A 12378-nucleotide genomic window follows, 5' to 3' on the forward strand; every position below is an offset into this window, starting at 1 on the left:
TCGAACGTGGCCACGATTACGCTGTAGGGGTGACCAAGAACAGCATCTGGACCATCGTCGGCGTAATCGTGGCGATTGTTATCGCCTGGGTGTTGGTGAACGCACTGTTCGCGCTGATCGGCGTCGTGTTCAAGTTGCTAGTTGTGGCGGTGGTGGCACTGCTGGTCTTTCTTGCGTTGCGCTACTTCTTCGCTAACCGCGCATCGTCTTAGTGCAGGCTTTCAGCCGCCATTGGAGATCAGACCGATCACACCTGAACCGACCATGTAGAGCCCGACGCTACCCGCGACGATCCACAGGATGATGCGTGCGGATGACGGCTTGTTCGATCCTTTGTCGGGGCTGCTCACGTCTACGAGCGTAGCCTGACACCTGCCCTCCTCGCGTGGCGCGCTTTCGTCTGCGGCTCTGCTGAGACAGGATAAAGCTGAGACACGAAAAAGCCCGAGACCAGAAATGTGCGCGGCGCCCGCCGCAGAACGAGGTGGAATATGCAATCCGTGCTCCTTGACACTCCGGCGGGCATCATCGCTCGGCTCGGCTGGGATCCGAAGATGAGCGAACATGACCGCAAACGTGCCTTGGCGCGTGAAATCATCGCCCCGAAGCTCGGGGTTGAAGAGCGCAAAGTTCGGGTAGAGCGCGAGCTGCCGGGCAAGTTCGGATTTCACACCCAGCTGGCGGCTGAGGTCGACGGCGAGCAGGTGCCGCTCTCGATCCGCAACGCGAGCTATCGCGCGGCTACCCTGGTCGCCGTCTATGATCCGTCTATCGTCGTCGGCATCGATTTGCGTGACTCGCATCCCGACGAGGCCACTATTCACCAGATGCAGCGGCATTCTCATCTGTTCGACGAAGAGAATATTCCCAAACTCGTTGAGCACTGGACCCGGGTACAGGCGGTGCGAGACGCCGACGGTCGCGGATCGCGCGTCGCCGGCGAGCTAGTGCGACTCGACTCACCACTGACAAAGGGTTGGGTTCCCGACCGGCGTGTGTACTACACGCTCGCGGATCTCTCGCGCGACAGCTGGGTTATCACGCTCGCATATTTGATGCCGGCGGAGTAATCAACTAGTCGTCTGCGAAATCGGGCAGTGCCGCCGCCAGCTCGGCGAGCCATACTTTCGCGTTGCCATCAGACGGCGCTCGCCAGTCGCCTCGCGGTGACAGTGAACCGTACGCCGACACCTTGGGGCCGTTAGGCATAGCCGAGCGTTTGAACTGGGCGAACCCGAAGTACCGCTTCAAGAATACGGTGAGCCACTTCGAGACTGTCGGCAGATCATAGGCGTAGCGATCTGCGGTGGGGAAGCCTGGCGGCCAGGCTCCCGCATCCTTGTCTGCCCAGGCGTGCGCCGCCAGGAATGCAATCTTTGACGGGCGGAACCCGTAGCGCATGATGTGCGCAAGCGCGAAGTCATGCAGCGCATAGGGCCCGATGCGATCTTCGGTCGACTGCAGCTTGCCGTCTTGACCCGCTGGCACCAGCTCGGGCGAGATCTCGGTATCGAGTACCGATTGCAGCACGGTCGCTTCGGCGTCGTTGACGCCCTCACCTTCGGCGATCACCCACCGGATGAGGTGTTGAATCAGTGTCTTCGGAACCCCCGAGTTGACGGAATAGTGACTCATCTGGTCGCCCACACCGTAAGTGCACCAACCGAGTGCCAGTTCGGAGAGATCAGAGGTTCCAATCACGATGCCACCGTTTTGGTTCGCGAGTCGGAAGAGAAAGTCGGTGCGCACTCCGGCCTGCACGTTCTCGAATGTGACGTCGTACAGTGGTTCACCGCCCGCGAACGGGTGGCTGATTCCCTTGAGAAGTTCGGTGGCCGCAGGCTGAATGTCGATGGTCTCGATCGACGCGCCAACGGTTTCAGCCAGTGCAATGGCGTTCGATTTTGTGTGACCGCTGGTAGCAAAGCCGGGCATCGTGTAGGCGAGAATTTCGCTGCGCGGTCGGTTCATCCGGTCCATCGCCCGTGCCACCACGAGCAGGGCATGGGTGGAATCGAGCCCTCCACTGAGGCCGATGACAGGCCGTGGCCGGCCGATCGCCTCTAGTCGCTGCACGAGCCCCGAGACCTGGATGTTGAATGCCTCGTAGCAATCCTGGGCCAGACGGGCGGCGTCGTCGGGCACGAACGGAAACCGATCCAGCGGTCGCTTCAAACCGATATCGGTCGCTGGAGGCTGCAGATAGGTTTCGATGGTGAGGAACGGAGCGTCATTCGTCAACCGGTTGTCGTCAAAAGTCCCTTGGCGCAAGCGATCCTGACGCAACCGGTCAAGGTCGACATCGGCGACTGATCGGCGTGGTCCCTCGGGGAAGCGCTCCGTCTGCGCCAGCAGCGTTCCGCCCTCATAGATCATCGTCTGGCCGTCCCACGACACATCGTTCGTGGATTCTCCCGCGCCAGCCGCCGCGTACGCATACGCCGCAAGACAACGCAATGACTGGGATTGCGCGAGTGTTCTGCGATCGTCGGCTCGCGCAATCGTGATCGGGCTGCCGCTTAGATTCAGCAGTACCGTCGCGCCCGCCAGTGCGGCCTTCGACGACGGTGGGATCGGCACCCACATGTCTTCACACACTTCAGCGTGGAACGTCAGCCCCTCGACATCTCGAACGTCGAAAAGCAGGTTCGTGCCGAAGACCGCTTCGGTCTCACCAATCCGAATGGTCTCTCCAGACCACTCCTCGCCGGGGGCGTACCACCGGCGCTCATAGAACTCACGGTAGGTGGGCAGGTATGCCTTGGGCGCGACTCCGAGTATCTCTCCTCGGTGGATGACCACAGCGCAGTTGTAGAGGCGATTGCGGTGACGCAATGGTGCACCCACGACCAAGACCGAGAAGAGATCTGTTGAGGCCGTCACAATCGTGTTGATGGCCACGGAGACCGCGTCGAGCACTGCGTCTTGCATGACCAGATCATCGATGGCATAGCCGGTGAGGCAGAGTTCGGGAAACACCGCGATAGCGACAGACTCGGCATCGCATTCCCGAGCCGAGTCGATAACTGCTCTCGCGTTGGCGGCAGGGTCGGCGATCGAAACCGGAAGGGTGCACGCAGCCACGCGGGCGAAGCCGTGCCGGTATGCGCTTTCGAAGGGGAGGCTGGTGCTCACCCCTCCAGTCTGTCAGGTGCGCCGCGCGAGGGCACCCCTGATGATGTCGGCGCTCGGGGCTAGTGTCGTGAATGAAGGGGATGCATGCGCTACATCGAGCAAGACAATCGAATCATCTGGAGTGCCAGCGACCTGAAGGCCGCGGCCGAGTGCGAGTTCGCATGGGTGCGAGGAATCGACGTGCGGCTCGGGCGAACGCCGGCTGTCGATGAGCCTGAAGACCTCACGCTCGAGCGCGCTGGTCGATTGGGCACCGTCCACGAACACCGTGTGCTCGATCAGTACATTGCACAGTTCGGCGACCGAGTCGTGACGATTCCCGAAGTGCGTTCATCGAACGCAGAAGGTCTCGCCGATGCTGTTGCCAAAACGAACGCGGCTCTCGCGTCTGATGCAGCAGTCATTTTTCAAGCAGCCTTTGCTACCGAAGAATTCGTCGGATTCGCGGATTTCCTGGTGCGTGATGAAGACGGCAGATGGCTGGTGCAAGACACCAAGCTCGCACGACGCGCGCGAGTGACGGCGCTCATGCAACTCGCCGCATATGTCGACCAGCTTGACCGTCTTGCCGTGCCCCGCGCCTCCCGAGTGCAGCTATTGCTCGGAGACGGGACCGTGAGCGAACACGACGTTGACGATCTCATGCCAGTATTCGCTCTGCGGCGCGAGCGGCTCTTCGCATTGATCGCCGATCGCGAGCTTGAGTCAGGTGCAGAGGGTGAGCCGATTGCCTGGGGAGACGCTCGCGGTGAACTTGACGTGTTCGCGTGCGGTCGCTGCGCCACGTGCGATGGCGAAGTCATCGCGTCGCGCGATCTGCTGCTGGTTGCAGGAATGCGCCCTGTTCAGCGCGCACGACTGCGAGACGCCGGCATCACGACGGTCGACGAGCTCGTGTCGGCCGCGCTCCCGCCGAAGGGCATGAGTGTCGAGGCATTCTCGATGCTTCGCACCCAGGCGAGGCTGCAACTGGCTAGTCCCGCGGGCGGCGTGGTTGAGCAGCACCCATCGCAGCGGGACGAAGATCTAGCTCCGCCGATTCCCACCTTCGAAGTTGTTGCTCCGAGCGCCCTTGGTGCCTTACCCAGGCCAAGCGTGGGGGATCTCTTCTTCGATTTCGAAGGCGATCCGCTTCACTCCGAGCCAAGGGCGAGCGAAACTGAGCCGGCACTCTGGGGCATCGACTATCTGTTCGGCTGGGTTGACAATCTTGACCAGTACACGGCGCTTTGGGCTCATTCCTTCGACGAAGAGAAGCGTGCGCTCGAAAGCTTCCTCGACATTGTCGCGATGCGTCGACGTGAGCATCCCGACATGCACATCTACCACTATGCTCCCTACGAGCCAACTCACCTCTTGGCTATGGCAGCGCGGTACGGCACTCGCGAGGCGGATGTGGATCGTCTGCTTGCAGACGGCATCTTCGTCGACCTTTACCCCGTTGTTCGGCGTGCGCTGAGAGTGGGATCGCGGTCGTATTCGATAAAGAAACTCGAGCCGCTCTATATGGGCGCAGATGTGCGTACGAGCGATGTGCAGAAGGGCGACGACTCGATCGTGCGCTACGTCGAAGCACGTGCGCTCGACGCGGATGGCGCGCACGACGAGGCCCGTGCGATATTCGATGACCTTGCCGACTACAACCGCTACGACTGCGTGTCGACCCGTCGCTTGCGCAATTGGCTGGTCGACCGTGCTCGTGAGGTGAACCTTCGTCCTTCCGCAAACCCCGACCCATCCGAGACGGTCTACGAGCCGTCGGCTCGCTCTGTGCTGCTCAACGCTCTTGCTTCCGAGCATGACCCCGTGTCGCCTCGCGCGCAGTCGCTGCGCATGGCCGCAGCCGCGATCGACTATTACCCCCGTGAAGCCAAGAGCTTCTGGGCGATGCACTTCTTACGTCTTCGTGAACCCGTCTCGATGTGGCAAGAGTCTCGTGATGTCGTCGTGGTGGACGCCGCGCGCTCGCGTGTACTCGAAGATTGGCACCGCCCTGAAGGGCGCCGAGTAGACCGCCGCGTCATCGAACTGCGTGGCGAGTTGGCGCCCGGCACGCGGTTGGGTGAGGGCTCAAAGCCATTCGCGCTGTACGAGCTGCCGGTTCCCTTTCCGTTCGCCGCTTCACCTCGATTCATTCACGCCGATCATGCGATCACGATCATCGAGTCGCTCGACGATGGTGCCATTGTGGAAGAAACCGCGATCAGTGGTGAAACCTGGAACAACCTGCCGATTGCGTTGACGCCTGCGGCGCCGCCTCGCGCCGCGAATCAACAGTCAGCGATTGACGCCTGGGCTGACACACTGATCGACTCAGCCGCAGAACTCCCCGCGGGCGCAGCGACTGACTTGATCGCGCGACGACCCCCTCGCACGCTCTCAGGTGAGCTTCCCCGGGCGAACGGTGACGATGTCGACGCCATTGTCCGAGCCATTGTCGACCTTGATCGCAGCTATCTCGCGGTGCAGGGCCCTCCCGGCACCGGGAAAACCTACGTGGGCTCGCACGTGATCGCGCGGCTTGTGGCAGAGCACGGGTTCAAGGTTGGCGTTGTGGCGCAGTCCCACGCAGTCGTTGAGAACATGCTCGGTCGCGTGGTCGCCGCGGGCCTTGAATCGTCGCTGGTGGGGAAGGCACCGAAGGACCCGTTCGCACCCGCTCACCCGTTCACGGTGCTCAAGAAAACCGGCATCGCTCAATTCGCTTCGGAACACGAGGCGAGTGGCTACGTGATCGGCGGCACCGCGTGGGATTTCGCCCACGAAACTCGAGTGCCGCGAGGCAGCCTCGATTTGCTCGTCATCGACGAAGCTGGCCAGTTCTCACTTGCGTCGACAATCGCCGTGTCGTTGGCGTCGCCGCGACTGCTCTTGCTTGGTGACCCGCAGCAGCTGCCACAGGTGAGCCAGGGCACGCATCCCGAGCCAGTCGACACGTCTGCGCTCGGATGGGTGATGGACGGATCCGACGTCATCCCTGCCGACTATGGCTACTTTCTCGCGCGCACCTGGCGCATGCATCCCGAAGTTGCTCAGCCAGTGTCAAGACTGTCGTACCGCGGCGAGCTGCGCGCGCACCCGTCGACGGCGCATCGTTCGATTGCGGGGGTGTCTTCAGGGGTGATCCCGGTGCCCGTCCGACATCGCGGAAACGCCACGGCCTCGCTCGAGGAGGCTGAGGCGGTCGTTGAGCTCGTGACTGACCTGATCGGACGAGAATGGACCGACGTGACCGTCGGCGCTGACGGCGATATCAACGTCGAGTCGCCGAGGCCACTCGACACCGCTGACATCATCGTGGTCACTCCCTACAACGCTCAACAAGTGACCGTCGAAGAAGCTCTCATGGCCGCTGGGTATGCCGCAGTCCGCGTCGGCACGGTCGATAAGTTCCAAGGCCAAGAGGCAGCCGTCGCTATCGTCTCACTCGCCGCATCTGCGGGGCGAGATGCGCCGCGGGGGTTGGAGTTTCTGTTGCTACGCAATCGCCTGAACGTCGCGATTTCACGCGCTGAGCACACCGCATACATCGTGCACTCGCCGGCGTTGCTCGACGACTTGCCCTATACGGCCGAAGGAATGGCTCGGCTCAGCGGCTTTGCTCGACTGATAGGTCGGGGGTGAAGCACGCGTAGACTCGCGCTCGACTGGCACAATCACGACACGCGCGTGTGAGGAGACACCATGGCTGACGACCCATCACGACAGTTCGACATAGACCTTCCGCCAGAGCAGATCGCGGGGTCGTACGCCGACTTCGCAAACGTCTGGCACACGCCCAACGTTTTCGTCATGGACTTTCTCAGCCTCTCGCATCCGCCGCGCGAAGAGGTTGATCCCGACACAGGCAAACGGCGCACAACGGTGCCGGCCCGCGTCGTCAGTCGAATCCGCATTCCTCCCGAGCAGGTGTTCGAGCTCGCAAAGGCACTTACACAACAGCTTGAGTTCTGGGAGCGTGAGACCGGTCGACGTTCCTCGACCGATCCCATCGTCGGTGACTGAGGGCGCACGCCTTCATCTCGGGCAGTTCACCCGGTGTTGCAGATCACACGGGGCTGTCGATTCCACTGTGCTGTGGATCGCACTGCGCCGTGAATCACACGGTGCCGTGAATCACACGGTGCCGTAGAGACGATCTCCGGCGTCGCCGAGCCCGGGCACGATGTAGCCCTTCTCGTTGAGCCGTTCATCCATCGCTCCGAGAACGAGAGTGACGTCGCGCCCAGCAATCTGCTTCTCGATCGCAGCTACGCCCTCGGGTGCTCCCAGCAGGCAGATCGCAGTCACATCCTGCGCGCCGCGTTCGAACAAGAACTCGATCGCTGCCCCCAACGATCCTCCGGTCGCGAGCATCGGGTCGAGCACGAAGCACTGCCGGTCGCTGAGGTCGTCTGGAAGCCGCTCGGCGTAGGTAGACGGCTCCAAGGTCTCTTCATTGCGCACCATGCCCAAGAAACCCACCTCGGCGGTGGGGATGAGCTTGACCATGCCCTCGAGCATGCCCAGTCCGGCACGCAGAATCGGCACGACCAGAGGGCGAGGCTCGCTGATCTTCACTCCGATCGTGGTGGTGACTGGAGTCTGAATCTCGTGCGGCTCGACGCGGACGTTCCGGGTGGCTTCGTACGCAAGAAGCGTGACGAGCTCCTCAGTGAGTTGACGAAATACTGGCGACGAAGTGCTCTCGTCGCGAAGCACGGTGAGCTTGTGGGTGATGAGCGGATGTTCCGCGACGTGCAGGCGCATACGCCCAGGTTAGTCGGGGTCGTAGTCTCATTGTGTGAACTTCGATCCTGCCGACGTCGCTGCGATGGCTCAAGCCCTTGAATTGGCAGCCATGGCGGGTGCCGACGGCGACGTCCCCGTCGGCGCAGTGGTGATGGATGCCGCTGGATCAGTAATCGGCGAAGGCCGTAACCTTCGTGAGCTGACGAACGATCCGACTGCGCACGCCGAGATTGTGGCGATGCGCCAGGCCGCGGCATCCATCGGCTCGTGGAATCTTGACGGCTGCACCCTTGTCGTGACGTTGGAGCCGTGTCTGATGTGCGCGGGCACTCTGCTGCAGTCGAGAGTGAGCAGAGTGGTGTTCGGTGCGTGGGATGAAAAGGCGGGCGCGGTCGGCTCCGTATATGACGTGGTGCGTGATCGTCGACTGCCGCACCGGGCCGAAGTGGTGGGCGGACTGAGCCAAGACTTCGCTGTCTCGTTGTTGCGCGACTTCTTCGACGCCAAACGCTGACTAGCGCGGCAGGTGGGGGAGGACCTCCGCGCCGAGAAACTCGACCTGTTCGACATCGCGCATATCGAGCAGCTGAAAGTAGATTCGTTGTGCGCCGAGGTCGACGAGCCTGCCTACCTTCTCGATGATCTGCTCAGCGCCGCCGGTGATATTCGTCTCGCCGCGGAACTCTGGCAGCGTGGTGCCGATGTTCGTGGCGCGACGCTCGAGCTCGGTCTCGGTTGCCGCAGCCAGCGTGGGGAGTGCGACGGAGAGTTTCAGGCTCTCAGGGTCACGCCCGAGATCTTGGCACGCTTGTCGCACGTTCTCGAACTTCTCGGCGATAACGCTCTCGGGCTGAAAACCGATGTTGAACTCGGTGGCAAACCGTGCCGCCAGGTTCGGGGTGCGGCGGGGACCGCCGCCGCCCACGATGACGGGAATGCGCTCTTGCACCGCTCGCGGCAGGGCGGGGGCGTCTTTCAGTCGGTAGTTGGCGCCGTCGAAGCTGTACTTCTCATCTGCCGGAGTTGCCCACAGGCCATTGATGAGTTCAAGCTGCTCCTCGAGAAGATCAAACCGTTTGGCAGGGAAGGGGATGCCATACGCGAGATGCTCCTGCTCGAACCAGCCGGTACCTAGCCCCAGCTCTACGCGCCCACCTGACATCGCATCGATCTGTGCGACCTGTATCGCGAGAATGCCCGGCACGCGATAAGTGACAGACGAAACAAGCGTTCCGAGGCGGATCGTCGAGGTCTCACGAGCGATACCCGCGAGCGTCGTCCACGCATCTGTTGGGCCGGGGAATGGATCGCCCTCTCCCATGCGCAGGTAGTGGTCGGAGCGAAAGAAGCCAGTGAAACCGGAGCGCTCGCCTGCCTGCGCGAAGGTGAGCTGGTCGTCGTAGGTGGCACCTTGCTGCGGTTCTGTGAAGAGGCAGTATTCCATCGTCGGTATTTCTCCTATTCAGTCCGTCGAGCTCAGTCCACAGACCGGATGAAGAACTCTTCGGTGGGTGGTGCTGGATCGAGGCTCGGGCGGTAGATGTCGGGTTCGAAGTAGATGACGCGCGCCGCAGGAACCGCCTCGCGCACACGCTTTTCGATCGTGTTGATCTCATACGCGACGTCACCGAGTGACTTATCTGCGGCGAAGGCGAGTTTCGCAGCCACGAGCAACTCGTCAGGACCCAGATAAAGCGTCTTGACATGAATGATCTTGTAGACCTCGGGGCCGTCGAGGACGGCTTCCACAATGCGGTCGCGGTCGGTCACGGTTGCGCCTTCGCCGACGAGCAGGCTCTTCGTCTCGATGCCGAGGACGATTGCCACGAGCACGAGGAGGGTTCCGATCATCAGCGTGCCGATCGCATCGAAGAGCGGATTGTCGGTGACGACGGTGAGCCCCACGCCGAGCAGAGCGAAGAACAATCCTGTCAGCGCCGCGACGTCTTCGAGCAGCACCACAGGCAATTCGGGCGCCTTGGCGCGCCGCACAAACGCGATCCAGGACTGGCCTTCGGCACGAACTTGGTTGCTCTCTTTCACCGCCGTGCGCAGGGAGAAAGACTCGAGCACCATCGCGATGAGCAGCACCGTGATGGGAAGCCACGCGTTGGTCAGCTCGTGCGGATTTGTGATCTTTTCGACACCCTCGTAGATGGAGAAGACGCCACCCACCGAGAACAGAATGATCGAGACGACGAACGCATAGACGTAGCGTTCGCGGCCGTAGCCGAACGGATGCTCCGCGTCTGCTTGTCGCCGTGCCTGCCTTCCCCCGAACATCAGCAACAGCTGGTTTCCGGAGTCTGCGACCGAGTGGATCGCCTCGGCCAGCATCGACGCCGAGCCTGAAACGAAGTACGCCACGAACTTTGCGATTGCGATCCCCAGATTCGCGAGGAACGCCGCAAGAATTGCCTTGCCGCCACCAGATGCACTCATGGATTGAGTCTACGGATGCGCGACGTGTGACTGCCAGCGCAATCGCCCGATCATGAGTTGCATCTGCACCAAGTCAAGGTGTGGGTGGCATCTCACCGAGCTTGCGCCCTGTCCACGGTTTGGCTTCATCCATCGGGGTGAATGCCCCGACTTTGCTCGTGCGCTTGTCGAGACAGACGAGCGAGTGCGCCATCTGCACTGCGCAGGCGACAGAGTCGAGCACCGGCACGCCGAGACTGGATTCAAGGGCTTTGTCGAGGCCGGCGAAACCTGCGCACCCGAGCACAATGACATCCGCCCCGCGCAGGAGCAGTTCGCGGCCAGCAGTCTCAAGCGCCGCGAAAGTGCGAGCTTGGTCGTCGGCGATGTGCGAGACAGAAACCTTGCTCGCGGCGACACCAGCACATCTTGCCAGCACGCCTGCGACAGCCAGGCTATCTTCGATGCCAGCAACAGCCGCTGGCACCGTGGTGACGACGCCAAACCGTCTTCCGAGCAGGCAGGCAAAGTAGGCCGACGCTTCGGTGATGTCGACGACTGGCTGTCGCAGAGCCTGTCGCATTCCTTCGCGGCCGTGCTCGCCATAGCCTGCCATCACCACGGCATCGAAGTGCTCACGGTGAGAAAGAACCGCGTCCATCGTCGCAACTGCGGTGACATAGCTTTCGGCGTATCCCTCTGCCGATGACGGCCCCCACGCGGGGGTGACGCCGACGATCTTCGTGGTTTGGTTCGATGCGGATTCCGCGATGGCTACTATCTGCTCGGTCATCACTCGGTTTGTATTGCAGTTGACAACGAGGACCACAGGTCTCTGACTCATATCAATGCGCCACCGGCTGCAACGACCGAACCCGCGTGGATGACGAGGCGATTCGGGTCGCGATCCATGACCGCCGCCGTTGCCGTCTCGCCTCGAAGTACGACGAGTTCGGCGGGATCGCCGACAGCCATTCCTGGCCAGACCGCCTCATCGATTGAGCGCAACGAGCGGTCAATAACTCGCGCGCCACCCCATGAAGCCACAGCGAGCGCAGACTCAATGAGTGCATCGCGTGAGTAGCCCTGGGTGTACGCCAGCATCCATGTGCGCTCAAGCATGTCCCCATTGCCCCAGGGAGACCAGTAGTCCCGTTGACCATCCATACCGAGACCCACTCTGATGCCTCTTTCTAAGAGATCCTGAAGTGGTAGATCGAGGGGGTCCACGTGTGACCCCTTGGGGGCAACAGTGGTCAACGCGATGTCGAGATCAGCGATCTCATCCAAGGCGGCCGCGACACCGGGGAGCCCCGACGCGAGCGAGAATGCGTGCGAGACCGTTACGAGTCCGTGCATTCCGAGCGTTCGCACGCGTTCGGTGATCAGCTGCAGCGAGAAGAGCCCGAGCGTGCCGCCCTCGTGCAGGTGGATATCGATTCCTACGCTGTGCCGCTGCGCGAGTTCGAAAACTGTGTCGAGATGACGGCGTGGATCCCGGTCCAAAGCGCACGGATCGATTCCACCGATGAGATCTGCGCCGTTGCGCAGCGCTTCATCGAGCAGATCAGGCACTCCGGCCTCGAGATGAATGCCTACCTGAGGAAACGCGACGACCTCGACATCGGCGCGGTCGCGGTGTGCTTCTCGGGCGGCAAGAACGCCCTCGAACTTCTCGAGACCCGAGTCAGCATCGATCTGCGCGTGGCTGCGAACACGGGTGGCACCCTGTTCGATCATCCGTCCGAGGGTGTAGGTCGCGCGATCAGCGACGCTTTGCTCGGCCGAGCGCCAGTTCTCACGATCGTTCGTGATCAGCTCCCACAAAGTGTTCCCCCCGCTATGGGGGCGGAACGGGAGCCCCATGCGGGTGGAGTCCAGGTGCACGTGCACATCGCTGAACGATGGCACAACGATCCCGCACTCGCCCTCGATTTCGGCGGCACCGGCGATGCTGCCGGAGTCAGAGTGCGGTGAAATAGCGTCGATCACGCCGTCCTGGAGAACGATGTCGACGGGGGCCTGCCCCCACGGGCGCACATTGCGCAGAATTGTCGAAGACATCACGAGCCTTTCTTGCGCCAGTGTGAC

12 protein-coding genes are annotated in these 12378 nt (G+C 62.0%); 5 read left to right on the top strand and 7 right to left on the bottom strand.

Annotation, left to right across the window (positions count from 1 at the left end):
* Positions 1-29 precede the first annotated feature (29 nt).
* Positions 30-212 (top strand): hypothetical protein, encoded by a 183-nt coding sequence (locus WDU96_RS04635; protein WP_337337314.1) that lies wholly within the window; start codon positions 30-32, stop codon positions 210-212.
* Positions 213-221: 9 nt separating this feature from the next.
* Here WDU96_RS04635 and WDU96_RS04640 read toward each other — a convergent pair whose 3' ends face one another.
* A complete protein-coding gene (locus WDU96_RS04640; protein WP_337337315.1) occupies positions 222-350 on the bottom strand; it encodes a hypothetical protein in 129 nt (42 codons plus the stop codon).
* A gap of 141 nt (positions 351-491) precedes the next feature.
* On the opposite strand from WDU96_RS04640, the gene WDU96_RS04645 reads away from it, so the two are divergent.
* Entirely contained in the window at positions 492-1070 is a 579-nt protein-coding gene (locus WDU96_RS04645) for a hypothetical protein (protein ID WP_337337316.1), read from the top strand.
* Positions 1071-1074: 4 nt separating this feature from the next.
* On the opposite strand, the gene WDU96_RS04650 is transcribed toward WDU96_RS04645, so the two are convergent.
* The gene (locus tag WDU96_RS04650) at positions 1075-3135 is read right to left on the bottom strand and encodes an NAD(+) synthase (protein ID WP_337337317.1); all 2061 of its coding nucleotides are present in this window, start codon (positions 3133-3135) and stop codon (positions 1075-1077) included.
* Between the two features lie 84 nt (positions 3136-3219).
* On the opposite strand from WDU96_RS04650, the gene WDU96_RS04655 reads away from it, so the two are divergent.
* Together WDU96_RS04655 and WDU96_RS04660 are read left to right on the top strand one after the other, a co-directional pair.
* A complete protein-coding gene (locus WDU96_RS04655; RefSeq protein WP_337337318.1) occupies positions 3220-6759 on the top strand; it encodes a TM0106 family RecB-like putative nuclease in 3540 nt (1179 codons plus the stop codon).
* Between the two features lie 60 nt (positions 6760-6819).
* Entirely contained in the window at positions 6820-7140 is a 321-nt protein-coding gene (locus tag WDU96_RS04660) for a DUF3467 domain-containing protein (protein ID WP_337337319.1), read from the top strand.
* A gap of 111 nt (positions 7141-7251) precedes the next feature.
* Here WDU96_RS04660 and upp read toward each other — a convergent pair whose 3' ends face one another.
* Positions 7252-7884 carry a uracil phosphoribosyltransferase gene (gene upp, locus WDU96_RS04665; protein ID WP_337337320.1) on the bottom strand — a complete coding sequence of 211 codons (633 nt, stop codon included), beginning with the start codon at positions 7882-7884 and terminating at the stop codon, positions 7252-7254.
* A 64-nt stretch (positions 7885-7948) separates the two neighbouring features.
* Between upp and WDU96_RS04670 the strand changes: the two genes are divergently transcribed.
* On the top strand, positions 7949-8380 hold the full coding sequence (locus tag WDU96_RS04670) for a nucleoside deaminase (RefSeq protein ID WP_337337650.1): 432 nt from the start codon (positions 7949-7951) through the stop codon (positions 8378-8380).
* Here WDU96_RS04670 and WDU96_RS04675 read toward each other — a convergent pair whose 3' ends face one another.
* The 4 genes from WDU96_RS04675 to WDU96_RS04690 all read right to left on the bottom strand — a co-directional run bounded on the left by WDU96_RS04675 (position 8381) and on the right by WDU96_RS04690 (position 12351).
* Entirely contained in the window at positions 8381-9310 is a 930-nt protein-coding gene (locus WDU96_RS04675; RefSeq protein ID WP_337337321.1) for an LLM class F420-dependent oxidoreductase, read from the bottom strand.
* 32 nt (positions 9311-9342) lie between these two features.
* Positions 9343-10308, bottom strand: coding sequence for a cation diffusion facilitator family transporter (locus tag WDU96_RS04680; protein ID WP_337337322.1), 966 nt, complete (start codon positions 10306-10308; stop codon positions 9343-9345).
* A 73-nt stretch (positions 10309-10381) separates the two neighbouring features.
* A complete protein-coding gene (locus tag WDU96_RS04685; RefSeq protein ID WP_337337323.1) occupies positions 10382-11131 on the bottom strand; it encodes an aspartate/glutamate racemase family protein in 750 nt (249 codons plus the stop codon).
* Complete coding sequence (locus WDU96_RS04690; RefSeq protein WP_337337324.1) at positions 11128-12351, bottom strand: amidohydrolase family protein; 1224 nt, start codon at positions 12349-12351, stop codon at positions 11128-11130. The genes WDU96_RS04685 and WDU96_RS04690 overlap by 4 nt, the downstream gene beginning before the upstream one ends.
* Positions 12352-12378 lie beyond the last annotated feature (27 nt).

Source organism: Microbacterium marmarense, from assembly GCF_037204165.1.
Classification (GTDB): Bacteria; Actinomycetota; Actinomycetes; order Actinomycetales; family Microbacteriaceae; genus Microbacterium; species Microbacterium marmarense.

Excerpts from the sequence above, each read along its gene's own strand:
- WDU96_RS04670 (WP_337337650.1), top strand. The coding sequence starts at position 7,949 with ATGGCTCAAGCCCTTGAATTGGCAGCCATGGCGGGTGCCGACGGCGAC.
- WDU96_RS04675 (WP_337337321.1), bottom strand. The coding sequence starts at position 9,310 with ATGGAATACTGCCTCTTCACAGAACCGCAGCAAGGTGCCACCTACGAC.
- WDU96_RS04680 (WP_337337322.1), bottom strand. The coding sequence starts at position 10,308 with ATGAGTGCATCTGGTGGCGGCAAGGCAATTCTTGCGGCGTTCCTCGCG.
- WDU96_RS04685 (WP_337337323.1), bottom strand. The coding sequence starts at position 11,131 with ATGAGTCAGAGACCTGTGGTCCTCGTTGTCAACTGCAATACAAACCGA.
- WDU96_RS04645 (WP_337337316.1), top strand. The coding sequence starts at position 492 with ATGCAATCCGTGCTCCTTGACACTCCGGCGGGCATCATCGCTCGGCTC.
- WDU96_RS04690 (WP_337337324.1), bottom strand. The coding sequence starts at position 12,351 with ATGTCTTCGACAATTCTGCGCAATGTGCGCCCGTGGGGGCAGGCCCCC.
- WDU96_RS04655 (WP_337337318.1), top strand. The coding sequence starts at position 3,220 with ATGCGCTACATCGAGCAAGACAATCGAATCATCTGGAGTGCCAGCGAC.
- upp (WP_337337320.1), bottom strand. The coding sequence starts at position 7,884 with ATGCGCCTGCACGTCGCGGAACATCCGCTCATCACCCACAAGCTCACC.
- WDU96_RS04660 (WP_337337319.1), top strand. The coding sequence starts at position 6,820 with ATGGCTGACGACCCATCACGACAGTTCGACATAGACCTTCCGCCAGAG.